Genomic DNA, 23,997 nt, shown 5'->3' with positions numbered 1-23,997 from the left:
CACCGGAGAGTAGTGCGCCGGATAGGTAGCATTGCTAACCATGTCGTGGGGAATGCTGGCGCTCGCCGGGGTGGCCGTCGCGCTGGGAGGGCTGCTGCAGGGCCTGATCGGCTTCGGGATGGCGCTGATCGTCGTGCCGCTGCTCGCGCTGCTGGACCCCGCGCTCGTGCCGGTTCCCGTGCTGGTGGTCGGCAGCGCGCTCGCGATGATGTCGCTGGTGAGGGAGTTCACCCACGTCGACTGGCGCGGTGTCGGCTGGGCGATGACCGGCCGCCTGCCGGGCACGGCCATCGGCATCTGGATCGTCGACTCGCTCGACCAGAAGAGCTTCAGCGTGGTGGTCGGCGCCGCGGTCCTCGCGTGCGTCGTGCTCTCGTTCGTCTCGTGGCGGCCGGCCCCCACCCCGCGGGCGCTCGTCACGGCCGGTGTCGCGAGCGGGTCGTTCGGCACGGCCACGTCGATCGGCGGGCCGATGATCGGGCTGGTCTACCAGAACCAGGCCGGGCCGCAGGTGAGGGCGACGCTCGCGGCGTTCTTCACCCTCGGGGCCGTCACGTCGATCATCGGGCTCTCCTTCGCGGGAAACGTGACGGCGCACCAGTTGTGGAGCGGCGTGCTGCTGATCCCGTTCCTGGTCGTCGGTTTCCTGCTCTCCACACCACTGCGCGGGCGCTTCGACGCCCAGGGCCTCAGAACGCCGATGCTGGTCGTCGCGGGCGCCAGCGCAGTGGTGCTCATCGTGCGGAGCGCGCTTCTCTGACTACGCGAACGGCTGCAGGTTCGGCTGGAACACCTGGCCGTCGGCCGGCGCCACCAGGTCGACCAGGTAGCGCGCCACGACGGCGTCCACCGCGGCCGCGCGGCCCAGGATGCAGTGGCCGAACGAGTCGACGCTGATCAGCCGCGCGTTGCCGAGCTGCTTGGCCATCCGTTGCGCGAACACGTACTGCGTGGCCGGGTCGTAGTAGTTGCCGACCACCAGCACCGGGTTCGGCGTCTTGCGGTTCCACGGCCCGATCCAGCGGTCCGGGTGGCGCGTCGGCCAGGTCGGGCACGCCAGCAGGTCCGAGGCGGCCTGGTAGCGGCCGAACGTCGGCGACTGCTTCTCCCACTTCGCGGCCGTCGCCGCCCAGTTGCGGTTGCTGCGCGCGAACGGCTTGTCGGTGCAGTTCACCGCGTAGTACGAGTCGTCGGCGGTGTACGGGGTCTCCGGCAGCGGGTCGACGTCGAAGCGGCCACCGCCGTTGTTCAGCGGCGCCGGAAGGTCCACAACGGACTGAGCGCTGAACGCCATGGGCGCGGGGTTCAGGGCGTTGTGGATCGACTGCAGCCACGCCACCAGCGCGACGAACCGCGGCACCGAGTAGAGGTCGCCGGCCACCCGGCCGACCACGTCGGCGAGCGTCACCTGCGTGCCACCCGGCAACGTGACGGGCCCGCGCCCCAACGCCTTCTTCATGTCCTCGAACTTCTTGCGGGCGTCACCGGCGAACGCGCACTTCTCGGCACCCGCGCTGTCGCACCGCTTCAGCATCGCGTCGAGGGCGATCTCGAAGCCCTGCGCGCGCTGCCGGTCGTACTCGGGACCGTTCGTCAGGCGCAGCTGCGGGTCGACGTTGCCGTCGATCACGATCGCCCGCGACTTCGACGGGAAGATGTTCGCGTAGGTCGAGCCGATCAGCGTGCCGTAGGAGAAGCCGACGAAGTTGAGCTGCTCGTCCCCCACCGCCTCGCGCATGACGTCGAGGTCGCGGGCGACGGCCTCGGTCGACATGAAGTTCAGCAGCGGACCGGCGTTGATCCTGCAGTAGTCCGTGTACGCCTTGGCGGACCGGATCGTGGTGCCGATCTCCTCCTGCGTGATCGGCAGCGCGGACCAGCCGGCGTTGACGTCGTCGGCCTCCTCCTGCGTGCGGAAGCAGCGCAACGGCGCGCTGCGGGCCACGCCGCGCGGGTCGAAGCCGACGACGTCGAACCGGTCGAGCACCGAGGCCGGGAAGTAGTTCTTCGCGATGGCGCCGCGGATCAGGCCGGAGCCGCCGGGACCACCGGGGTTGAGGAAGATCGAGCCGATCTTGCGGGACGGGTCGTTCGCCGGCCGCCTCATCATGGCGATGCCGGTCTTGTCCCCGCGCGGGCGCGAGTGGTCGACGGGCACTTCCTGGACCGCGCAGGTGAGCCGAGCCCGTTCCTCGGGCGTCACAGTGGCGGGAAGCGTGGCGAGAACGTCCTCCGCGCACTGCCCCCAGGCAGCGGGTCTGACCGCGGGGGCCTGGGCGGAGGCGGCGCCCTGGCCGGAGACGACGGTGCCGAGCGCGAGAACACCCGCGAGCAGGACACGCACAGATGCAGATGATGACGTCACGCGTGCACCTCATCACCGTCCGTGCATCGTTTGTACCCGTCGTTCGGAGGATTCCGGGGGCGGCAGACGGCCGCCCCCGGAAGCACCGGGTCTAGAACGGCTGCACGTTCGGCTGGTAGACCGAGCCGTTCACCGGGGCGGTCAGGTCGACGAGGTACCTCGTCACCGCCGCGTCGGCGCCGGCCGAGTCACCGAGGATGCAGTGACCGAACGCGTCGACGCTGATCAGCCGCGCGTTGCCGAGCTGCTTCGCCATGCGCTGCGCGAAGATGTACTGCGTCGCCGGGTCGTAGTAGTTGCCCACGACCACGACCGGGTTCGGCGTCTTGCGGTTCCACGGGCCGATCCAGCGGTCCGGGTTGCGCGTCGGCCAGGTCGGGCAGGTCAGCAGGTCGGACGCGGCCTGGTAGCGACCGAACGTCGGCGACTCCTTCTCCCACTTCGCCGCGGTGCTCGCCCAGTTCTTGTTCGTGCGGGCGAACGGCTTGTCGGTGCAGTTCACCGCGTAGTACGAGTCGTCGGCGGTGTACGGGGTGTCGGGCAGCACCCGCACGTCGGCGCGGCCGCCGAGGTTGTTCAGCATCGGAACGTCCACAACGGACTGAACGCCCAGGGAGGCAGCCGACGGGTTCTGCGCCACGTGGATCGACTGCAGCCACGCCGTCAACGCCTTGAACGTCGACGGGCTGTACAGGTTGCTCGACGTGCGGCCGACGACGTCGGTCAGCGTGACCACCGCGCCACCGGGCAGCGTCGTCGGGCCCTTGCGCAGGTTCTCGCGGAGGGTGTCGAACTTCTTGCGCGCACCACCGGCGAACGTGCACTTCTCCACGCCCACGGTGTCGCAGCGCTTCAGCATCGCGTCGAGAGCGATCTCGAAGCCACGAGCGCGCTCACGGTCGTACTGCGCGCCGTTGGTCAGCCGCAGCTGCGGGTCGACGTTGCCGTCGATCACGATCGCCCGCGACTTGGACGGGAAGATGTTGGCATACGTCGCGCCGAGCAGCGTGCCGTACGAGAAGCCGACGTAGTTGAGCTGACGGTCGCCGACGGCCTCGCGCATGACGTCGAGGTCGCGCGCGACGGCCTCGGTCGACATGTGGTTGAGCAGCGGACCGGCGTTGATGCCGCAGTAGTCGGTGTAGACCTTGGACTGGCGGATCGAGCTCGCGATCTCGTCCTTGGTGATCGGCAGGGCGAACCAGCCCTCGTTGACCGAGTCGGCCTCCTCCTGGGTGCGGAAGCAGCGCAGCGGGGCACTGCGGCCGACGCCGCGCGGGTCGAAGCCGATGAGGTCGAACTTCTCCAGCACCTCCGGGGTGAAGAAGCTGGAGCCGTAGGCGCTGTAGATCAGGCCGGCGCCACCGGGACCGCCGGGGTTGATGAACAGCGAGCCGATCTTCTTGGCCGGGTCGGAGGCCGGGCGCTTCATCATGATCACGCCGGTCTTGTCCCCGCGCGGACGCGAGTGGTCGACGGGCACGGTCTGGACCGCGCAGCTCACCTGGGTGCGCTCGGCGGCGGGGATCTCGGCGAGCACGTCGTCCGCGCACGCACCCCAGGCGGCGGGTCTGACGGCGGAGGCCGCTTCGGGCTGGGCGGAGGCGGTGCCCAGCCCGGACGCGATCGTGCCGAGCGCGAGCGCACTGACGAGCGCCACGCGCACGGCACGCGTAGTTGCAGGAGTCATCGCAGCAGCCCACCACTGACGGCGTGCCGCTTGTACCCGCCTATCGGAGGGTGTTCGCCCGGTTACACCGCCTGGGCCAACGAGACCGCGAAGCGGCCCTCGCTGTCGGTCCACCAGCGGTGCAACGCGAACCCGCCATCCTCCAGCTCCCGCCGCACGCCTTCCTCGCGGAACTTGGCCGACACCTCGGTGCGCAGCTCCTCGCCCTCGCGGAAGTCGACGGTCAGGCCGAGCTCGGCGAGAGTCACCCGCACGGCCCTGGTGGCCCGCAGCCGCATCTCGATCCACTCCTGCTCGGCGTTCCACAACGCCACGTGCTCGAACGCCTCGACGTCGAAGTCGCCGCCGACCTCGCGGTTGAGCACGTTCAGCACGTTGCGGTTGAACTCCGCGGTCACGCCCTGCGCGTCGTCGTACGCGCGCACCAGCGTCTCCTCGTCCTTGACCAGGTCGGTGCCGAGCAGCAGCCACTCGCCCGGCTCCAGCACGTCGCGGACCGTGCGGAAGAACTTCTCCCGCTCCTCCGGGATGAGGTTGCCGATCGTGCCGCCCAGGAACGCCACCACCCGCGGCGACTCGCCCGGCAGCAGCGCCAGGTGCTGGGTGAAGTCGCCGACCACGCCGTGCACCCGCAGTCCGGGGTAGTCCGCGATGATCGCGTGCGCGGCCTCGGTCAGCGCCGACACCGACACGTCCTGCGGCACGAACTCCCGCAACGTGCCGTGCTCGCGCAGTGCGCTCAGCAGCAGCCGGGTCTTCTCCGACGAGCCGGAACCCAGCTCCACCAACGAGTGCGCGCCCGTCGTCGCCGCGATCTCCGCCGCGCGGTCCGCGAGGATCTCCCGTTCCGCGCGCGTCGGGTAGTACTCGGGCAGGCGGGTGATGTCCTCGAACAACGCGCTGCCCACCGCGTCGTAGAACCACTTCGGCGAGACCCACTTCGGGCTCGCGGTCAGCCCGGCACGCACGTCGGCACGAAGCGCGTGTGCGGCGTCCTCGGGTGTCAGATGAACGTCCAGCACCGGCTCGGTCATATCGGTCGAACCTCCACAGTGGATGGATCAGCGAGGACGACGTGCCGGTCGGGGATCTCCCGCCAGTCCTCGTCGTCGTCGAGCGGCTCGGACGCGAGGGTCACGCCGTCGCCTTTCCGCAGCACCCACAGGGCGTGTGTCCACGTCGTCCCCACGAGTGCGCTTCCGTTGGTCAGCAGGAAGTTCAGGCGCGAGCCCGGTGCCGCGTCCGCGACCTCCCGCACGAGCTCGGCGAGCACCCGGTCCGGGCTCGCCCCGGTCTCCAGGCGTCGCCGCAGGACGGCCCACAGCAGCGCCGAGTCGGTCGGCGCGTCCATCGTGAGCAGGTCGGTGACGTCGAGCGTCTTCGCGAGGCCGGCCGCGGTGTGCGGCCAGCCGTCGATCCTGCCGTTGTGACTGAAGAGCCAGGTGCTGTCGGTGAACGGCGCGCACGCCGCGTCCGCGACCGGCATCCCGACCGTCGCGCTGCGCACCGCCGCCAGGAACGCCGTCGACTCCGTCGAGGCCAGCTGACGGAGGTTCGCGTCGCTCCACAACGTTCCGGCGCGCCGGTACCGCACCGGGCCGGGGAACCAGCCGACGCCGTAGCCGTCGACGTTGACCGTTCCCCCGGCCCGCATGTCCCGCGGGGCGTACGACTGGTGCTCCAGCGAGTGCGGTGCGTCGTACAGCAGCCTGGCCAAGGGCAGGGCGGGGCCCAGGTAAGCCAGATGGCGGCACACCGCTCAGGCGTCCCTGGCGCAGCGGAAGCCGGCGAAGATCTGCCTTCTGATCGGGTAGTCCCAGTTGCGGAACGTCGACCGGATCGCGGACCTGTCGGTGCCGAACGAGCCGCCGCGCAGCACCTTGTAGTCCGGCCCGAAGAAGACCTCGGAGTACTCCTTGTACGGGAACACCTCGAAGCCGGGGTAGGGACCGAAGTCGCTGGAGGTCCACTCCCACACGTCGCCGATCAGCTGGTGCACCCCGCTCGGCGAGGCGCCCGCCGGGTACGCGCCGACCGGGGCCGGGCGCAGGTGGCGCTGGTTCAGGTTCGCGTGCAGCTCCGTCGGTTCCTCGTCGCCCCACGGATAACGCCGCGTCAGGCCCGTCGCGGGGTCGTACCGGGCGGCCTTCTCCCACTCGGCCTCGGTCGGCAGGCGCTTGTGGACCCACGTCGCGTAGGCCTGCGCCTCGTGGAAGCTCACGTGCACCACCGGTTCGTCCGGCACGATCGGCTCGGTGACGCCGAAAGCCGTGCGCACGAACGAGTTCTCCTCGCGCTGCCAGAACCGCGGTGCCACCAGTTTCGCGGTGGTGCGGTGCTCCCAGCCCTCGTCCGTCCACAGGCGACGGTCGTCGTACCCGCCGGCCATGACGAACTCGGCGTACTCGCCGTTGGTGACCGGGGTCGTGTCGATGAAGAACGAGTCGACGTGGACGGCGTGCGCGGGACGTTCGTTGTCGAGCGCCCACGGTTCGTCCGAGGTGCCCATCTCGAACGGCCCGGCGGGGATGAACGCCTCCGTCGCGGGCACGAGCTTTCCCTTGGGGGGCAACGGCGCGTGCAGCACCGGGTCGCCCTGGCGCAGCTGGTGCGTGGCCAGCATGGTCTCGTCGTGCTGCTGCTCGTGCTGCACGATCATGCCGAACGCGAAGCCGTTCTCGACGAGCCGGCGGCCCTGCAACGGCACCTTCTCCAGCACGTCGAAGACCTTGCCGCGCACGTCACCGACGTACTGGCGGGCCTCCTTCGGGTTCAGCAGCGGCAGCTCCGGCCGGACGGACCGGCTGAACTTGAACGCGTCGTAGTACTCGTCGATGTCGCTGCGGACGGGTTCGCGACCGCCGACGTCGCGCACCAGCCACAGCTCTTCCTGGTTGCCGATGTGCGCCAGGTCCCAGACCAGGGGCGACATCAGCTTCGAGTGCTGCCGGACGAGGTCGTGCTCGTCGACGGCGTCTGTCAGTGCGGTGGAACGCGCGCGCGAGCGCAACAGTTCCCCCGCCACCTGCTCGCGGAGTTCTTCTGTCACAGCTTCCCCTCAAGCTCCTGGCTGATGGTGCTGATCTGTTCTGATGAGAGACCGGTGCGGTGCAACGCCTCGATGCCCAGTGCGACGACGTCCTTCGCCGCCCTGGCAACGCGTTCGTCCGCCATCCCGTACCGCGCGGCGACCAGCCACCGCCCGGCGGCCCGTTCCGTCGCCGCCAGCACACCGTCCACGACGGACGGGTCGCTGAACAGCGCGACGAGCAGCGCACTCGGCGCGATCCACCCGCCGGGGGCGGGCGTGTCCAGGTAGCGGATCTCCATGTACCCGCGCGGCCGCACCGGCGGGAACATCAGCGACAGGTGGTAGTCCAAGTCGTCGCTGGTGGGGCCGCGGTCGAGCGCCCCGTCGATCCACTCGGCGAACGTCAGCCTGCGCGGCGGGATCCAGCTGGGACCCGGCCCGCGCACGACGATGACCGGGGTGTCCAGAACCCTTCGCGCGTACGCGGCGGCGGGATCGGCGCACACGGCACTGGGCCTGGTGCGCACGGGATCCGTGCCGTACAGCGTCCGCATGCGCGCCGACGCCCAGCCGGCGTGCATGCCACCGGTGCTGGGCGAGTTCGCGAACAACGCGTTGAGGACCGGCCCGAGCCGGTGCACGGCGGCCCAGCGGTCCTGGAGGTGCTTCTGCTCGCCGAAGTCGATGCAGACCTGCAGGCCGGCGGTGTTGCACATCATCGAGATGCCGTCGGTGCCGAGCTCGCCGAACGCGTGCTCCATCGCGGCGTACCGGGGCACCTGCAGCATCCGGGTGGGCCCGCGGTGCTGGTCGGCGCCCTTGTCGCCGAGCACGAGGCCGTGGTCCGCGAACATCGCGGTGACGTGGGAGATGTCCTGGGCGACCGTGCGGAAGAGGTCCGGGAGACTGGTGCAGGGAGGGGTCGAGATCTCGACCTGCCCGCCCGGTTCGACGGTCAGCGGGGTGCCGCTGGGAAGCGGCCGCTGGGGACTGTCGGGAACGAGTGTCGGTGGTGCGTGCTCGCCCAGAGCGGCGGCGAGTCGTCGTCGATCGAGGACCTGTGTCGGGTCTTCGGCGTGGTGGACGGTCCACTCGAGCTCCACGCCGAAGAGCCTCGGAGGTCCGTGCTTGAAGCAGACCGAGGCGACGTACGCCTCGGCCTCGGCGCGGTCGGCGAATCTCACCGGCGCCGGTTGGTCACGCAACGCAGTCACGTCGCCACACTCCCCGTGATCGTCTGGCCCGATCGACGCTACACGCGGGTTCCTCCACTCGCAGCCTTCAAATCCTTACGAAACAAGTGATGTGCCTGTGCGCACGCGTACGCACAGGCACATCACAGTTGACATCAACCGTCGGCGCGCGCCCGGTTTCCGCCCTCGTACACGATGTCGACGTGCAGGACGCGGTCGTTGCCGGCCGAACCGTCCTTGTCGGTCGTCGTCGTGAGCCAGATGTCGCCCTCGCGGTCCACCTCGACCGTGCGCAGCCGGTTGTAGGTGCCCTGGAAGTACGTCTGCTGGTCGACGAGGTCGCCGTTGGCGTCGATGCGCATCCGGTAGATCCGCTGGCCGACGGTCGTGGCGACGAACACGTGGTCGTTGATGATCGTGAGGCCGGACGGCGAGGCCTGCGAGGTCGGCCACGTCTTCTTCGGCGCGATCGTGCCCGCGCAGTTGCCGATGGTGCCCTCGCACGGCTCCCAGCCGTAGTTGCCGCCCTTGGTGATCAGGTTGACCTCGTCCTGCTGCGAGTTGCCGAACTCCGACGCCCACAGCCTGCCCTGCGAGTCGAAGTCGAGGCCCTGGACGTTGCGGTGCCCATAGCTCCAGATCGCCTTGCCGGGGAACGGGTTGTCCGCCGGGATCGACCCGTCGGGGTTGATCCGCAGGATCTTGCCGGCGTTGGTGTTCAGGTTCTGCGCGTTGTTGCCGTTCTGCGCGTCACCGGTGGAGATGAACAGGTACCGGCCGTCCGGGCTGAACCGCAGCCGCCCGCCGTTGTGGTAGCGGTTCTTCGGCACGCCGTCGAGCAACGTCGTCCAGCCGGTCAGCCGCGCCCCGTCGAACTGGGCCCTGACCAGCCGGTTCCCGTCGCTGTAGGTGTGGTAGACGTAGACGAACCGGTCCGTGGCGAAGTTCGGCGACACCTCGACGCCGAGCGCGCCGCCCTCGCCGTTGGTGCCCATCGCGCCCGGCACCTCGCCGATGACGGTCTTGGTGCCGCCCTCGGTGATCCGCAGGACGTTGAACGTCTCGCGCTCGGTCACCAGCGCGCTGCCGTCGGGCAGGAACGCCAGCCCCCACGCCACGTCGACGCCGTTCGCGATCTGCGTGACCGCACCGGGGTTCGGCACTCCCGTGCCACCGCCCGCGCCCGGTTTGACGCTGATCTCGTTCGAGAACGCCGACAGGTTCCCCGCGGCGTCCTTCGCCCTGATCCTGGCCTGGTACGTCCGGCCGTTGGTGAGCCCGGCGACGGTGGCGCTCGTGGCGGTGCCGTCCGCGGTCTGCTTGAGGGCGCCGTCGAGGTGGATCTCGTAGCCGGTGACGCCGACGTTGTCCGTGGAGCCGCTCCAAGCGAGCGTCACGCTGGTGGTCGTGGTGGCCGTCGCTCGCAGGGTGCCCGGTGTCGTCGGTGCCCGGGTGTCCGGCGGCGCGGGCTGCGTGCGTCCCGGCACGTTGTTCGAGGCCTGCGAGACGTTGCCCGCCCGGTCCTTCGCGAACACGGTCCAGTCGTACTCGGTGTCGGCGCGCAGCCCGGTCGCCGTCGCCTCCAGCACGTTGCCGACGCTCGTGACGAGCTGGCCGTGCTGGTAGACGTCGTACCCGGTGACGCCGACGTTGTCGGTAGCCGCCTCCCACCTGAGGCTCACCGAGGTGGAGGTGGAGCCGACGAACTGCAGGTTCCGGGGTGGCGTCGGCGCCTCGTCGTCGGGCGGCCCGGTCAGCGTGGCGGTGAGCTTGTCGGCGTTCGGCCCGCCGTTGGCGGTGGTCGCGGTGGCGCGGATCCGGTTGGCACCGGCATGCAGAGTGAAAGTTGCAGTCCGGGTTTGCCACGTCGTCCACGCACCCGTGCCGGGAAATTGCACGGTCTGCGGCCCGGCGCCGTCCACGGTCACCGACACGGGCCGGTCGGTCGTCGTGCCGTTCGCGTACCGGAACGCGAGCTCGTGCTCACCACCCGACTCGGCGTTGATCGTGTACTCGACGTAGGAGCCCACCACGTTGTCGTAGTTGACGAACCCGCTGCCCGAGAACCCCGCGTGGTTCGACTCCACGACCCCTTGGCTGATGACCGCCTGCTCGGCCTCCTGTTCGAGCGCGGCTTCCTCGACCTCGACGTAGTCCAGGTTCGGCCCGCCGGTGGCGCTCGTGGAGGTGAGCTTGATCTTGTTGGCGCCCAGGTCGAGGGTGACGGCGGTGTCCGCGGTGACCCACGTGGTCCACGCCCCCGTACCCGCGAACGTCCGCTGACTCGTGTCGCCGTTGACGCTGAGGTCCGCTGTCCGGTTGTCCGCCGTGCCGTTGGCGTAGCGGATCTTGAGCGTTGCCGGGCCTGGTCGTGTCGCGTTGACCGTGAACTCGACGGAGCTGCCCACGACGTTGTCGACGTTGACGAACCCCGCGCCCGAGAACCCGGCGTGGTTGCTCTCGACAACGCCCTGACTGACCACCGCCTGCTCGGCCTCGTACCGGACCGGTGCCGCGTGGACCGGCTCCACGGCGACCGTTGCCGCGACCGTTGCCGCGGCGACGCCGAGCGCCAGGGCCCTTCTGGATGCCGCTCTACCTGGTGCCGCGCTTGTCGGTGCCACTCTCGATGCCACTCTCGATGCCACTGTCGTGCCTCCCGGGGTCGGGGATCACTGGAGCGGCGGCGGGATTGATTTAGAAACTTTCCTAACTGTTGTGCGCATCACACCACTGCCCGGCGCACACCGTCAACCCCGGCGCCGAACTCCGGGAAAGCGCTTACCGGGACCCGTCACCGCTCCGGTGCTCGGCCAGGGCGGCGATGAGGTCCGAGACCGTGCGGCTGAGCAGCAGGTCGACCACGTGGACGCCGCGGGGCTCACGCCGCTGCCACCCGAGACGCTCCGCGAGCGTCGACAGCTTGAACTCCTGGGTGTCCATGGCGGCAGAGGATATGTGCGGAAACGGGCGAGGTGGAGCAGGCCCGGCTGAAGATCCACTCGAAAGGGCGGCAGAGGGGACGGAGGGCAGGCGGGGGCGGGAGTCGCACCGGGCTTCGTGCAGCGACTCCACCGGGCACGCGGCGCGTCCGAACACGACTCGCGCCACCCGCACGTCCGGCGGATCCAACCCCGGCCCGCCGCTCCCCCAACCCGGCCACACCCCCGACCCGGCACGTCCGGCCGCGCCGCCACCCCCGCGCGCCCGCCACCGCGCACCGGCCACCGCGGGGTCCGCGACACCGGAAGGATCACACCAACGGAGGTGTCCAATCCGTACGTACGGATTGGATTTCCCACCCGTCCCCTGCCACCATCTACCGGTGCCCAGGGTGAGCCAGGACCACCTCGACGCCCGCCGCCGTCAGATCCTCGACGGTGCGCGTGCCTGTTTCGCGCGACACGGCTACGAAGGCGCCACAGTACGCCGTCTCGAGGAGGCGACGGGACTGTCCCGCGGTGCGATCTTCCACCACTTCCGCGACAAGGAGTCGCTCTTCCTCGCGCTGGCGGAGGACGACGCGCTGCGGATGGCGGACGTGGTGGCGGAGCAGGGTCTGGTGCAGGTCATGCGCGACCTGCTCGACGAGCCCGAGAAGCGCACCGAGGAGCACGCCGCCGACTGGCTGGGCACGAGGCTCGAAGTCTCCCGCAGACTCCGGACCGACCCGGACTTCCGGGCCAAGTGGGCCGAGCGCAGCCAGCAGCTCACGACCGCGACGAAGCAACGCCTCATCCGGCAGCGCGAAGCGGGCAACCTGCGCGACGACGTCGACGTGACCGTCCTGACGAGCTTCCTGGAGCTGGTGCTGGAAGGGCTCGTGTCGCACCTCGCGATGGGGCTGCCGGCCGACGACATGGAGCCGGTGCTCGACCTGGTCGAGGAAACCGTGCGCCGGCACCGCAGGAGCTCTTGAACCCCGGCGGCGCGCACCGCACCGTGGAGCCATGAAGACCGCCGTCCAGTTCTTCGCACTGCGCACGCTCGTCCGCGGCTACGCGCTGCTCGGTGACCCGTACGCCGGTGTCATGGCCTCGCCGCCGGACCGCGACCCGTACCCGATGTACGAGAAGGTGCGCGCCAAGGGCGACATGGTCCGCAGCCGCATGGGCGCGTACGTCACGCCGAGCCGCGAGATCTGCGACTCGGTGTTGCGGGACAACAGGTTCGTCGTCGCCACGTTCGACGAGGCGTCGATGGTGCCGATCACGCTGGTCCAGGACGGCGAGAAGGTCGTCAACCCGGTGCAGGACTCGTTCCTGATGAAGAACCCGCCGGACCACACGCGGCTGCGCAAGCTCGCGCAGCCGTTCTTCACGCCACGGGCGCTCAAGGAGCGCACGGAGTCCATCCGGAAGATCGTCACCGACCACCTCGACCGGCTCGGCACGAGGTTCGACGTCGTCACCGAGTTCGCCTCGCAGGTGCCGATCCAGGTCATCGCGGACCTGCTCGGCGTGCCGGACGGGCACAGGGAGACGTTCGCGCGCTGGGGAAGCGCATTGGCCGAGACGCTCGACGGCGTCTGGTCGAAGAAGCAGCTCGACAACCTGCACGCCACGATCGTCGAGTACAACGACTTCATCGACACGCTGATCGCCGAGCGCCGGAAGAACCCGCAGGACGACATCGTCAGCCATCTCGTGACGCAGCACGAGGACCTCAGCCGCGAGGATCTCGTTGCCACGACCGGTTTGTTGCTTTTCGCCGGATTCGAGACGACCGTCAACCTCATCAGCAACGGTGTGCTGAAGGCGTTCGAGAACCCGCACACGGTGGCGCCACTCGCGCAAAGTCCCGAGTACGCCGAAGGATTTGTCGAGGAAGTGCTGCGACTCGACCCACCTGTGCAGTACACGATCCGCTGGCCGAAAGAACGTCTCGAACTGGCGGGAGTCAGTCTCCCTCAGGGAATGCCGGTCATGCTGATGCTGGCGGCGGCCAACCGGGACCCGCGCGTGTTCGAGAACCCGGCGGAGTTCGACCCGACGCGCTCCAACGCGCGCGAGCACCTCGCGTTCAGCGCCGGAATCCACTACTGCATCGGCGCGGGACTGAGCCGGATCGAGGGCGCGATCGCGTTGCACGAACTGTTCAAGCGGTTCCCCGGCCTCGCACCGGACGGGCCCGTGGCGCGGCGGAAGTCGAAGCTGATCCGCGGCGCTTTGCGACTTCCGGTGCGTGCGAACGAAACCAAACGATCACTCGCTGTGAAGCCAGGCTGACGAAAAGCGAAATTCGTTGCAGCACGTGCTCTACTTCACCCGCGTGGAGCAATGTTCGTGCCCCAATGACACAGATGCGTAGTGCATTCTTAGAGCAGAGAGGGAGACCCGCCGCACCGCCGCCGCGACGGGCCTCCCTCTCGCCTTGTGTCCGGGCCTGCTCGACGCCCGCCGTCCGGTGTGGCCCGGTTGTGCGGTGGCCGAGCCGCCAGCGTCGCACCGACGAACCCCTCGCACCGAGGTTCCCCCGCACGCCGAAAGGCCCCACGCACCGAGGGGCCCCACGCGATCGCGAGCTGGCCGCGCCCGGCCCGCCCACGCGGTGCCCGAACCGCTGGCGTCACACCGAGGTTCCCCCGCACACCGAGGGCCCCCTCGCACCGAGGGGCCCCTCACGCCAAAGTCCGCACCACGCCGAGGATCCCCCTCTACTACGAGACCCGCCCAGCGCCCCGACCAGGCAGCGCGGCAAGGCCCCCACCCCTCACCGCGCCCGCGACCCGGCCTTACTCGACGCCCGCCATGAGCTTGCGGATCGACGGTGCCGCGACGGCCAGTGCGCCGCCGAGCACCACGGCCGCGCCGCCCAGCGTGAAGAAGTACGCCGACGGACTAGTCGTGTAGAACTTCACGAGCTGCGCCGCCACACCGGTACCGGCCGACACCGCGAGGAACCACAGGCTCATCGTCTGCGAGGCGAACGCCTTGGGCGCCAGCTTGGTCGTCGCCGAGAGACCGACCGGCGAGAGCATGAGCTCACCGCAGGTCATGAACAGGAACATCACCACGAGCCACAGCGGCGTCACCTTGCCGTCGGCCGCCGAGTCGCTCGCGAAGTACATGAGCACGAACGACAGGCCGACGAACACCAGGCCGCCCGCGAACTTGCGCGGCGTCGACGGCGCGCGGTCGCCGAGCTTGAGCCACAGCCACGCGAACACCGGCGCCAGCGCGATGATCATGATCGGGTTGATCGACTGGAACCACGCGATCGGGAACTCCCAGCCGAACACGTGGTTGTCGACGTGCGAGTCGGCGAACTCGGCGATGACGGAGGAGCTCTGCTCGAAGATCAGCCAGAACATCGCCGCCGCGATGAACAGCGGGATGTAGGCGAGGACGCGCGGCTTCTCCTCCGGCAGCGTTTTCTTGCTGCGCAGCATCACGGTGAAGTACCCGATCGGCAGCACGATCGACATCACGCTGATCAGCAGGATGACGCCCTCGACGCCGCCCAGCAGGTACGACCCGACGCCCAGCGCGGCGATCGCGACCACGACCAGCGCGATCAGGCCGTAGATGCGGCCCTTCTCGCTGTGCGGCAACGGGTTCGGCGCCACGGCGGCCGATCCGCGCAGGTACTTGCGGCCCATCCGGTACTGGACCAGGCCGAGCGCCATGCCGACCGCGGCGACGGCAAAGCCGGCGTGGAAGCCGATGCCGTCGGCCAGCGCGCCGGTGATCAGCGGCGACACGAAGCCACCGATGTTGATCGCCATGTAGAACACCGTGAAGCCGGCGTCGCGACGCGTGTCGTCCTTGTCGTACAGGCCGCCGACGACCGTCGAGATGTTCGGCTTGAGCAGGCCCGTGCCGATGACGATGAAGATCAGGCCCAGGTACACGCCCGTGATCCCGATCGGGATCGCCAGGGCGATGTGGCCGCACATGATCAGCACGCCGCCGTAGAACGTCGAGCGCTGCCCGCCCCAGACGCGGTCGGCGAGCCAGCCGCCGGCGACGCCGGACATGTAGACCGCTGTGCCGTAGATGGCGACGACCGACAGGGCGAGCGCCTTGTCGACGCCGAGGCCGCCCTCGGACACGGCTGTCCACAGGTAGAGGCCGAGGATGGCCTTCATCCCGTAGTACGAGAACCGTTCCCAGAGCTCGGTGAAGAACAGCGTGGACAGGCCTCGGGGGTGCCCGAAGAAACCCTTGTCCTGGCCGGAGATGCTGGCGCTAGGGGCGCTCACGCTCATCGTCCTCTCGTGTCAACGATGTCACGGCGGATCCGGTGCACATTACGCCGAACGCTCGTACTGCTAGCAAATCGAGGTTGCGCCTGAGTGGCCCAGCTCTCACGTCAGGGTGCGCATTTGAGCGGAGTTTGATGCACTGCTGGGATGGAGTTGATCCAGGCGCACGGAGTGGCGATGACGGAGTTCGACCGGCGGGTGCGGGAGATCGCGCCCGACCAGTGGTCGCTCGGCACCCCCTGCCGGGAGTGGTCGGTCAGAGACCTCGTCGGCCACCTGGTGTACGAACAGCTCTGGGCGCCCGAGTTGCTGGCCGGCTGCACGGCCAAGCAGGTCGGTGACAGGTTCGACCACGACAACCTGGGCGACGACCCGCTCGTGTCCTGGGTCGTGGCGGCCGCGGCGGCGCGCGAGGCGTGGCTGGAGCCGTCCGCCCTGAAGAAAACCGTGAGCGTGTCGTCGGGCGAGATGGACGCCGAGGAGTACTGCTGGCAGATGACCGCGGACCTCGCCGTCCACGCGTGGGACCTGGCGCGCTCGATCGGCGCCGACGAACGCATCGACCCGGATCTCGCGTCGGCCGTCCTGGGGTACGTGGAACGCACCATCGACGACTGGAGCGGTTCGTCGATGTTCGATTCGCCGATTCCGGTCGCGGAGGACGCCGACGACCAGACGCGACTGATAGGACTGTTGGGACGTAAGCCCTAGCCCCTTGACGCCCGTTCGCAGCATTGCGCACAGTGGTGCTCCCGCCGCTTTCAGTCAGGAAAGTTACCTGTCGAAAGAGGGAACAATGCGCAAGCTCGTCCCAGGGCTCCTCGCCGCGTCCGCGCTCGTCGCCGGTGTCCTGGCCTCCCCCGCCGCCCAGGCCGCCGGTCCGAGCGCGTCGCAGCTGCTCGCGAAGCTGACGTCGTGCCAGCAGATCTCGAGCGGCAAGTACCGCAGCGACGACGAGACGTCCGCGAACATCCCGGTCTGCGGCAAGAACGGCGCCGTCTGGTACAAGGCCGACCTGGACATCGACTGCGACGGCCAGCGAACCGCGAACTGCAGCGAGAGCACGGACCCGTGGTTCCAGCCGGACACCGCGTTCCACGACTCCAAGGGCAAGCCGCTCGTCGCGGACAAGCTCCCGTACGTCGTCGTGCCCTCCCCGAGCGGCACGTGGGACTACCGCAACTTCGGCATCCAGGGCGGTGGCGTCGTCGCCGTCATCTACAACAACAGGGTCGAGTACGCCGTCGTCGGCGACACGGGTCCGACGAACATCATCGGCGAGGCGTCCTACGCGACCGCCGTGGACCTCGGCATCAACCCGAACCCGGAGAACGGCGGGACCGACGGCCCGGTGCACTACCTCTACTTCAAGAGCTCGAAGGTGTCGCCGATCGAGGACCACGCCAAGGCCACCTCGCTCGGTGAGTCGCTGGCCCAGAAGTTCCTGAACGAGAACTGAGCCCGTACCCGAAGCGCCCCGCTCCGCATCCCCCTCGCCTCCTGCGGGGCGGGGCGCTCCTCCCCCCGATCGCGGCGCCGGATCCCCCCGGACCGACGGCCGCTCCGCCTTTGTACACGGAGATCGTTGTCCGGTGTCGGCGCGCTTTCACCGGACAACGACCGCCGGACAACGATCCGGTCTCCGTCAGGCGACCCGCTGCTCCAGCGTGACGCACCGGATGCCCACGGCGTCGAGGTGCTCGGCGACGCGGACGAACCCGGCGCTCTCGTAGAACCGCAGGTTGTCCTCGCTCTCGGCCCCGGTGAACAGCCACACGACGTCCACGCCCTCGGGAGCCTTCGCGCTGATCATGTGCAGGAGCTTGCGCCCGACCCCGCCGCCCTGGACGTCCGGCGCGACGCACAGCCGCGCGACCTCCATCCGCCCACCGTCGACACGGCTGCGCACCGACCCGACGAGCCGGGTGCCGTCGAACGCCCCGAGCGCGGGTGTGCCGTCGCTCAGGTGAGCGCGGACCTGGGCGAGCGTCTCGACGAGCGGCGGCAGGTCCCACGCCCCGTACCGGCGCGCCTCCTGGAGGTACGCGGCGCGCTGGATCGTCATGACCTCGCCGGCGTGGCCGTCACCGATCGGTCCGATGTGGACGTTCACGGGCCGGTGACCCCCGGCGTCCAGCTCTCCGGGATGCCGCTCTCGGTGAGGATCAGCTGGTGGTCGTGGAACCCCTCCGGCGCGTCGGGCTGCCACGGCCAGTGGCCCTGCGGCGTCGGCACGATGATCTGCACGGCCGCGAAGTCCGAGCCGTCGTAGAGCAGGTAGGCGCTGCCGAAGAACTCGGGGTAGAAACCCTTGTACACCCGCTCGAACGTGATCGGCACGCCCTCGAAGAAGTCGGGGTAGAGCTTGCCCGGCAGGAACCTCTCGCCGCCGCTGGCCCGTCTCACGTACGCGTTGACCAGGTTCTCCCCCATGCCCTGCGGCAGCCCGATCACGACGGCCTCCGCGACGCCGAACCTCCGCCAGGCCCCCACCGAGAACACGTACCCCGGACCCTCGTCGTCCGGGTTCACGACGATGTTGGTGTGGCCGTGGCGGTCGGCCGCGGAGAGCAGGCGGGCCCTCAGCTCGATGTCTTCGTCGGAAAGCACGGCCTCCACCCTACGGCACGCTTTCGGCGCCTTATGGCTGCTTGGAGCCGTTCCAACGCTCCCACCTTCAGGCACATTTGATGCTGAACGATGGAGTGCGCGCGGTTCGGCTCCTAGCGTTCCTCCATGCCCAAGAGATCGTCCAGCGTGGTGGGCCGCGAGTTCGGCAACGGCGTCCGGACCGCCGTGGAACGCACCGGCCTCACCCAGCGCAGGCTCGCCGAGGTGCTCGGCTGGCAGGAGGCCAAGGTCTCCGACATGCTCGCCGGCAAGGGCGGGGTGAACGAGGCCGAGGTGCGCGAGTTCCTCGCCTACTGCCGCACTCCGCTGCGGGAACGCGAAGAGCTCCTCGACCTGTTCCGCGAGTCGGGCAGCGTCTACCTCCAGGTGCCGGACGACGGCGTGCCGGACCAGGTGCGCACGCTGATCGGTCAGGAGAAGGAAGCAGACGAGATCGTCTGCTGGTCGATGATCCTGGTACCCGGCCTGCTCCAGATACCCGAGTACATCGAGGCGGTGACTGCCAAAGCACGAACGGTCCCGCCGGAGAAGCGCCCTGCGGTGGTGGCAGCGAGGGCCGCTCGCGCGGCGATCCTCGAATACACCCGAACCTTCACCTTCTACGTGCACGAGCAGGCACTGCGACTGCCGGTCGGCGGACAGGAGGTGTGGCGGGAACAGCTCGCCCACCTGTTGCGGCTGTCGGTGCGGAACTACATCAGCATCCGGGTCGTCCCGACGGCGATCGGCATGCACGCGGGAGTCTCCGGCGACTTCCGCCTCATGAGGTTCCCGAAGTACCCGCCGGTCGTCTACGTCGAGAGCGTGAAGTGCTGCCTGTTCTTCGACGACTCGGACACGGTCAAGGTCTACGAGAACATCCTGAAGGACCTCGCTGGTGCCGCCCTGGATGAGGAACAATCGAGGGCGGTGATCAACAGCATTCTGGAGGGTCCCTGATGACCGTGTGGCGCAAGAGCAGTTACAGCGGGGACGGCGACAACTGCGTCGAGATCGGCCACGGCGTCGGCATCCGGGACAGCAAGGCCCCCGCCACCCATCTCCCGGTCAGCGCCGAGGCGTGGTCAGCCTTCCTGGCTCTCGCTACGGCATCCGTCGAGCAGTAGCCCGATCGTCACGCGCGCGTCGTAGTCCGGGTCGACCCGCTCGGCGCCCGCGCAGATGTCACCCACCGCGCGCAACAGCTGGTACGGCGGGATCTCCCTGGTGATCTCGCCTGCCTCGCGTGCCGCGCCGAGGAGGTCCGCGAGCACCGGCACGAGTCCGCCGAGCAGCGCGTGCAGGGCGGCGAAGCCCTCCGGGTCGTCGCGCATCGCGGCGGCCAGGCCGTGTTTGGTCACGAGGAAGTTCACGAAGAGGTCCACCCAGTCGCGCAGCGCCGCGAACGGCGACTCCGCCTCCGCGAGCAGCGCGGGTCCCGCTTCGCCGAGCGCCTCGATCTGGTGCCGGTAGACGGCGACCACGAGGTCGGCGCGCGTCGGGAAGTGCCGGTAGATCGTGCCCATGCCGACGCCCGCCTCGGCGGCGATCTTGCGCACCGGCGCGTCCACGCCGTCGGCCACGAACACCGCCGCCGCCGCGTCGAGCAGCGCCTTCTCGTTGCGCCGGGCGTCCGCGCGCTTCCCAGACCCAGCCACTGGCACACCTCTCCACGAGCCCGCACTTGCCAAGCGGAGCACTGCTCCGTATATTCGGAACCACGCTCCGGTTCGGAGTCTACAACGTTCCATCGCTCGTGGAGAAGGACCCTTCCATGCCTATGACCAGCACCGCCGTGCCCGCGTTCACCTCGGCGATCCTCAGCGTCAAGCCGGTCGTGCTGCCCGCACCGGACCGCGGTGACGACCTCCAGGTGCGCGTGTCGGCACCCACGTCCGGCACCGGACTGCCGATCGTCGTCTTCGCGCACGGCTTCAGCCAGTCGATGTCGTCGTACGACCCGCTGGTGGACTTCTGGGCGGGCAACGGCTTCGTCGTCGTCCAGCCCACGTTCCTCGACTCGGCGACCCTGGGCCTCACACCCGACGACCCGCGCTACCCGGAGATCGCGAACTTCCGCGTCCAGGACGTCCAGCGCGTGATCGACGACCTCGACGTCGTGCTCGGCGCCGTCCCCGGTCTCGCCGAGCGCGTCGACCGCGACCGTCTGGCCGTCGCCGGGCACTCGTGGGGCGCGCAGACCGTCGGCCTGCTGCTCGGCGCGCGCGTCCTGGACGCGGACGGCAAGCCCGGCCCCGACCTGACCGACTCCCGCGTGAAGGCCGGCGTGCTGTTCGCGGCGACCGGGCTCGGCGGCGACAACCTGACGCCGTTCGCGCGCGACAACTTCGGCTCGTTCATGTCCCCCGACTTCGAGCAGCTGGCCACGCCGTTCCTGGTCGTCGCGGGAGACGCGGACCAGTCGCTGCTCGGTGTGCGCGGTCCCGAGTGGTTCACCGACGTCTACCACCTCAGCCCCGGCGCGCAGGGCCTGCTCACGCTGTTCGGCGGTGAGCACTCGCTCGGCGGGATCCACGGCTACAACGCCACGGACACGACCGACGAGAGCCCGGAGCGCGTCGCGTTGATCCGCCGCACGTCGTGGGCGTTCCTGCGCAGCGCGCTCGGCATCGACGGCCAGGACTGGAAGCAGGTGCAGGCCGACCTGGCGGAGGCCGCCGAGCCGATCGGCCGCATCGAGACGAAGTAGGACCGCTCAGCCGATGGCCGACGTGACGCTGGGGTCAGGCCGCCTTCCGGGCGTCCTACCCCAGCGCCTCCCGCTCACCTCGCGGACAGCGTCACTGGTTGCGGCCGGCCATGACGCCGCCGTCGACGTCCCAGACCGCCCCGGTGACCCAGCCGGCCCGCTCGGAGAGCAGGAAGGTGACGGCCGCCGAGATGTCCTCGGTGGTGCCGACCCGGCCGGCGGGGTGGAACGGACCGAACCCGGCCAGGACGGCGTCGACCTCGGCCGGCGGGATGAAGCCCTCGTAGATGGGGGTGGCGACCACGGCCGGGGAGACGGCGTTGACCCGGATGTGGTGGGTGGCCAGCTCCAGGGCGAGGTGCTGGGTCAGGGCGTGCAGGCCGGCCTTGGCCATCGAGTACGCCGAGGACGGCGTCGCGCCGACGGCCTGCTTGGCCCACATGCTGCCGATCGTGACGATCGCGCCGCCGCCACTGGCCACCATGCCCCGCACCACGGTCTGGGTGATCAGGAACGTGGCCCGGTTCAGGTCGTGGTAGCTGTCGTAGTCGGCGGCGGTGTGCTCGAGGAACGGCAGCGGCTTGAACACCCCGGCCGCGTTGACCAGCAGCGTCGCGTCGGCGTGCTCGCCGGCCAGCTCCTCGCGCACCCGCTCGGCCGCGGCGGGGTCGCGCAGGTCGGCGGTGATGCCCCAGGCCCGCCCCTGGACGCCCAGGTCGGCCACGGTCTGCTCGACCCGCTCCCGGCGGGAGCCGATGACGACCGCGCTGCCCCCGCCGCTGACGACGTCCGCGGCGATCTGGCGCCCCATGCCGCTGCTGCCGCCGACCACGACGAGCTTGCGTCCGGTGAAGTCCTGTCCCATGGTCTTTCTCCTCACGTGACTACCTACTAGTTGGAAGGTTGCTGGGTCATGCGACGACGCGCCGCGTGCCGATGGCGCGCGGCTACGTCAGGTGGTGCGATTTCAGAGCAGGGCGTCGACCAGGGTCGCCGCCACCGACCGGACCACGTCCCGATCAGGCTCGGCGGTGCCCTCCGGCTGGCCATGAGCACGGGACAGCAGCAGGGCGCCCTCCAGCGCGGCGAGATAGGCCTCCGCCGCCGCGCCGGCCTTCGAGGCGGGGACGCCCGCCTCGATCAGGACGCCCGCCACCCACCGCCGCTGGTCGTCGAAGAACGCGTCGGTCGCCTGCCGCACCGGAGCGGGCAGGCTTTCCGCGTCCACGGCGAAGACGCCGCAGAGGCAGATGCGACCGCCTCGGGCGAAGGTCGCGGCGTACAGCCCGGCGTAGTCCACGAGACGCTGCCTCGCGCCGCCGGTGCTGTCGTCGACCTCCACGAGCGCCGCGGCGAACTGCTCCCGGTAGCGCGCGATCAACGCCTCGGCCAGTGCGGCCTTGGTCGGGAAGTGGTGGTGGATGCTCGGTTTCGTGATGGACAGCTCGGCACTGATGTCGGCGTAGGAGAAGCCGTTGTACCCGCGGACCTGCACCAGCGCCTGAGCACTGTCCAGGATCCGTTCCACTGTCGTCGCCACGGGGAATTTCTACCTTCTAGTTGGTAGGCTGGTCAACACTTGTGACCGGCGTCACCGCACCGATGAGGCCCAGGGCCGAAAAAACGCCGGTCACGCTCTTCGCGTGACCGGCGTCGCTCGCGTTCCAGGTCAGCCGACCTCGGCCATGACCTCGTCGGAGACGTCGAAGTTCGCGAAGACGTTCTGCACGTCGTCGCAGTCCTCCAGCGCGTCGATCAGCTTGAAGATCTTCTTGGCGCCCTCGGCCTCGAGCTGGACCGAGACGGACGGCAGGAAGCTCGACTCGGCCGACTCGTAGTCGATGCCGGAGTCCTGCAGAGCCTTGCGGACCGGGATCAGGTCGCCGGCCTCGGAGACGACCTCGAAGGCCTCGCCCAGGTCGTTGACCTCCTCGGCGCCCGCCTCCAGCACGGCCATCATCACGTCGTCCTCGGACGTGCCCGCCTTCGGCACGATCACGACACCCTTGCGGCTGAACATGTACGACACGGAGCCGGGGTCGGCCATCGAGCCGCCGTTGCGCGTCATCGCCGTGCGAACCTCGGTGGCGGCGCGGTTGCGGTTGTCCGTGAGGCACTCGATGAGCACCGCGACCCCGTTGGGCCCGTAGCCCTCGTACATGATCGTCTGCCAGTCGGCACCGCCGGCCTCTTCACCACCACCGCGCTTGCGGGCGCGTTCGATGTTGTCCAGCGGCACCGAGTTCTTGCGGGCCTTCTGGATGGCGTCGAACAGCGTCGGGTTGCCGTCGGGGTCCCCACCACCGGTGCGGGCCGCCACCTCGATGTTCTTGATCAGCCGCGCGAAGAGCTTGCCGCGCTTGGCGTCGATGGCGGCCTTCTTGTGCTTGGTGGTCGCCCACTTGGAGTGGCCGCTCATTTCTCCTCCGAACCAGTCAAACCACGAACCATGTCCACGAACAGGCGGTGGACGCGCTCATCCCCCGTGAGCTCCGGGTGGAACGCCGTAGCCAGCACCTTGCCCTGCCTGACCGCGACGATCCTACCGGCGGCCTCGCCCGCCTCAGCCGTAACGGGCACCGTAGCGAGCACCTCGACGTCCCCGCTCACCGCCTCCACCCAGGGTGCGCGGATGAACACGGCGTGCACCTTCTCCCCGTCGAGATCAAGATCAGTCTCGAACGAGTCGACCTGCCGCCCGAAGGCGTTCCTCCGCACCGTGACGTCCAAACCGCCGAGCTGGTGCTGGTCCTCGCGCCCGTCGAGCACCGTGTTGGCCAGCAGGATCATGCCCGCGCACGACCCGTAGGCGGGAAAGCCGTCCTTGATCTTGGCCTTGAGCGGCTCCAGCAACCCGAAGTTGTCGAGCAACTTGCTCATGGTCGTCGACTCACCACCGGGGATGACGATCCCGTCGAGCTCGTCCAGCTCCTCGGCCCTGCGCACGGGCCGCGCGGTCACGTCGCACTTGGCGAGGGAGACGAGATGTTCCTGGACGTCACCCTGGAGGGCGAGCACGCCGATGACGGGAGGGGCAGCGACAACCATGCCTACCAGCATATTCGAGCCTCTCGCGAAGCCGGAGGCGAGCACGCGAAGCCGGAGGCGAGCCGAGGCGACGGCGAAGCCGAGCTGCTTGAAAGCTTGAGACAGAAGGTTCGGGTGGGGTGGTCCCGTCACGAGCCGTGACG

The 23,997-nt window shown here is 69.4% G+C and carries 24 protein-coding genes; 8 read left to right on the top strand and 16 right to left on the bottom strand.

The features are described 5' to 3' along the window. Positions 1–40 precede the first annotated feature (40 nt). The gene (locus ACFWV3_RS43375; protein ID WP_382419818.1) at positions 41–760 is read left to right on the top strand and encodes a TSUP family transporter; all 720 of its coding nucleotides are present in this window, start codon (positions 41–43) and stop codon (positions 758–760) included. Here the strand turns inward: ACFWV3_RS43375 and ACFWV3_RS43370 are convergent, their stop codons facing one another. The 8 genes from ACFWV3_RS43370 to ACFWV3_RS43335 form a co-directional block, all read right to left on the bottom strand. Next, complete coding sequence (locus ACFWV3_RS43370) at positions 761–2,344, bottom strand: alpha/beta fold hydrolase (RefSeq protein ID WP_382419817.1); 1,584 nt, start codon at positions 2,342–2,344, stop codon at positions 761–763. 112 nt (positions 2,345–2,456) lie between these two features. Beyond that, positions 2,457–4,055, bottom strand: coding sequence for an alpha/beta hydrolase (locus ACFWV3_RS43365; protein ID WP_382419816.1), 1,599 nt, complete (start codon positions 4,053–4,055; stop codon positions 2,457–2,459). Positions 4,056–4,117: 62 nt separating this feature from the next. After that, entirely contained in the window at positions 4,118–5,089 is a 972-nt protein-coding gene (egtD, locus tag ACFWV3_RS43360) for an L-histidine N(alpha)-methyltransferase (protein ID WP_382419815.1), read from the bottom strand. After that, entirely contained in the window at positions 5,086–5,811 is a 726-nt protein-coding gene (gene egtC, locus ACFWV3_RS43355; RefSeq protein ID WP_382419814.1) for an ergothioneine biosynthesis protein EgtC, read from the bottom strand. The genes egtD and egtC overlap by 4 nt, the downstream gene beginning before the upstream one ends. Positions 5,812–5,814: 3 nt before the next feature. Then, positions 5,815–7,104: an ergothioneine biosynthesis protein EgtB gene (gene egtB / locus ACFWV3_RS43350; protein WP_382419813.1), complete on the bottom strand. Its 1,290-nt coding sequence runs from the start codon at positions 7,102–7,104 to the stop codon at positions 5,815–5,817. Continuing rightward, positions 7,101–8,300 (bottom strand): glutamate-cysteine ligase family protein, encoded by a 1,200-nt coding sequence (locus ACFWV3_RS43345; RefSeq protein ID WP_382419812.1) that lies wholly within the window; start codon positions 8,298–8,300, stop codon positions 7,101–7,103. The genes egtB and ACFWV3_RS43345 overlap by 4 nt, the downstream gene beginning before the upstream one ends. A gap of 134 nt (positions 8,301–8,434) precedes the next feature. After that, positions 8,435–10,810, bottom strand: a complete 2,376-nt coding sequence (locus tag ACFWV3_RS43340; protein ID WP_382419811.1) for a PQQ-dependent sugar dehydrogenase — start codon at positions 10,808–10,810, stop codon at positions 8,435–8,437. Between the two features lie 250 nt (positions 10,811–11,060). After that, positions 11,061–11,222, bottom strand: a complete 162-nt coding sequence (locus ACFWV3_RS43335; protein WP_382419810.1) for a hypothetical protein — start codon at positions 11,220–11,222, stop codon at positions 11,061–11,063. 382 nt (positions 11,223–11,604) lie between these two features. Here ACFWV3_RS43335 and ACFWV3_RS43330 point away from each other — a divergent pair, with 382 nt between their 5' ends. Both ACFWV3_RS43330 and ACFWV3_RS43325 read left to right on the top strand, forming a co-directional pair. Next, positions 11,605–12,198 (top strand): TetR/AcrR family transcriptional regulator, encoded by a 594-nt coding sequence (locus tag ACFWV3_RS43330; RefSeq protein WP_382419809.1) that lies wholly within the window; start codon positions 11,605–11,607, stop codon positions 12,196–12,198. A gap of 31 nt (positions 12,199–12,229) precedes the next feature. Next, positions 12,230–13,507, top strand: a complete 1,278-nt coding sequence (locus ACFWV3_RS43325; RefSeq protein ID WP_382419808.1) for a cytochrome P450 — start codon at positions 12,230–12,232, stop codon at positions 13,505–13,507. A gap of 506 nt (positions 13,508–14,013) precedes the next feature. Here the strand turns inward: ACFWV3_RS43325 and ACFWV3_RS43320 are convergent. Next, a complete protein-coding gene (locus ACFWV3_RS43320; RefSeq protein WP_382419807.1) occupies positions 14,014–15,489 on the bottom strand; it encodes a peptide MFS transporter in 1,476 nt (491 codons plus the stop codon). Between the two features lie 144 nt (positions 15,490–15,633). Between ACFWV3_RS43320 and ACFWV3_RS43315 the strand changes: the two genes are divergently transcribed. Both ACFWV3_RS43315 and ACFWV3_RS43310 read left to right on the top strand, forming a co-directional pair. Continuing rightward, entirely contained in the window at positions 15,634–16,197 is a 564-nt protein-coding gene (locus ACFWV3_RS43315; RefSeq protein WP_382419806.1) for a TIGR03086 family metal-binding protein, read from the top strand. Between the two features lie 85 nt (positions 16,198–16,282). Continuing rightward, complete coding sequence (locus ACFWV3_RS43310) at positions 16,283–16,945, top strand: glycoside hydrolase family 75 protein (RefSeq protein ID WP_382419805.1); 663 nt, start codon at positions 16,283–16,285, stop codon at positions 16,943–16,945. A gap of 186 nt (positions 16,946–17,131) precedes the next feature. On the opposite strand, the gene ACFWV3_RS43305 is transcribed toward ACFWV3_RS43310, so the two are convergent. Together ACFWV3_RS43305 and ACFWV3_RS43300 are read right to left on the bottom strand one after the other, a co-directional pair. Next, positions 17,132–17,599: a GNAT family N-acetyltransferase gene (locus ACFWV3_RS43305; protein WP_382419804.1), complete on the bottom strand. Its 468-nt coding sequence runs from the start codon at positions 17,597–17,599 to the stop codon at positions 17,132–17,134. Beyond that, on the bottom strand, positions 17,596–18,105 hold the full coding sequence (locus tag ACFWV3_RS43300) for a DUF4262 domain-containing protein (protein ID WP_382419803.1): 510 nt from the start codon (positions 18,103–18,105) through the stop codon (positions 17,596–17,598). Before ACFWV3_RS43300 ends, ACFWV3_RS43305 begins: the two co-directional genes overlap by 4 nt. Positions 18,106–18,222: 117 nt before the next feature. Between ACFWV3_RS43300 and ACFWV3_RS43295 the strand changes: the two genes are divergently transcribed. Both ACFWV3_RS43295 and ACFWV3_RS43290 read left to right on the top strand, forming a co-directional pair. Next, entirely contained in the window at positions 18,223–19,056 is an 834-nt protein-coding gene (locus tag ACFWV3_RS43295; protein ID WP_382419802.1) for a helix-turn-helix domain-containing protein, read from the top strand. Next, positions 19,056–19,223 carry a DUF397 domain-containing protein gene (locus ACFWV3_RS43290; RefSeq protein ID WP_382419801.1) on the top strand — a complete coding sequence of 56 codons (168 nt, stop codon included), beginning with the start codon at positions 19,056–19,058 and terminating at the stop codon, positions 19,221–19,223. Before ACFWV3_RS43295 ends, ACFWV3_RS43290 begins: the two co-directional genes overlap by 1 nt. On the opposite strand, the gene ACFWV3_RS43285 is transcribed toward ACFWV3_RS43290, so the two are convergent. Continuing rightward, positions 19,182–19,754: a TetR/AcrR family transcriptional regulator gene (locus ACFWV3_RS43285; RefSeq protein WP_382419800.1), complete on the bottom strand. Its 573-nt coding sequence runs from the start codon at positions 19,752–19,754 to the stop codon at positions 19,182–19,184. The two genes, ACFWV3_RS43290 and ACFWV3_RS43285, sit on opposite strands and share 42 nt — an antisense overlap. A 116-nt stretch (positions 19,755–19,870) precedes the next feature. Between ACFWV3_RS43285 and ACFWV3_RS43280 the strand changes: the two genes are divergently transcribed. Continuing rightward, positions 19,871–20,806 carry an alpha/beta hydrolase family protein gene (locus tag ACFWV3_RS43280; RefSeq protein ID WP_382419799.1) on the top strand — a complete coding sequence of 312 codons (936 nt, stop codon included), beginning with the start codon at positions 19,871–19,873 and terminating at the stop codon, positions 20,804–20,806. A 91-nt stretch (positions 20,807–20,897) separates the two neighbouring features. Here the strand turns inward: ACFWV3_RS43280 and ACFWV3_RS43275 are convergent, their stop codons facing one another. The 4 genes from ACFWV3_RS43275 to pdxT form a co-directional block, all read right to left on the bottom strand. Next, positions 20,898–21,671 (bottom strand): SDR family NAD(P)-dependent oxidoreductase, encoded by a 774-nt coding sequence (locus tag ACFWV3_RS43275; protein ID WP_382419798.1) that lies wholly within the window; start codon positions 21,669–21,671, stop codon positions 20,898–20,900. Between the two features lie 102 nt (positions 21,672–21,773). Then, on the bottom strand, positions 21,774–22,346 hold the full coding sequence (locus tag ACFWV3_RS43270) for a TetR/AcrR family transcriptional regulator (RefSeq protein WP_382419797.1): 573 nt from the start codon (positions 22,344–22,346) through the stop codon (positions 21,774–21,776). Positions 22,347–22,475: 129 nt separating this feature from the next. Continuing rightward, positions 22,476–23,225, bottom strand: coding sequence for a YebC/PmpR family DNA-binding transcriptional regulator (locus ACFWV3_RS43265; RefSeq protein WP_382419796.1), 750 nt, complete (start codon positions 23,223–23,225; stop codon positions 22,476–22,478). Further along, a complete protein-coding gene (gene pdxT, locus ACFWV3_RS43260) occupies positions 23,222–23,866 on the bottom strand; it encodes a pyridoxal 5'-phosphate synthase glutaminase subunit PdxT (protein WP_382419795.1) in 645 nt (214 codons plus the stop codon). Before pdxT ends, ACFWV3_RS43265 begins: the two co-directional genes overlap by 4 nt. Between the last annotated feature and the right edge of the window lie 131 nt (positions 23,867–23,997).

Source organism: Lentzea sp. NPDC059081 (assembly GCF_042738015.1).
In the GTDB taxonomy this organism is placed as follows: domain Bacteria; phylum Actinomycetota; class Actinomycetes; order Mycobacteriales; family Pseudonocardiaceae; genus Lentzea.
The sequence above is the reverse complement of the archived record's forward strand: the minus strand, read 5'-3'. Positions and strand labels throughout refer to the sequence as shown.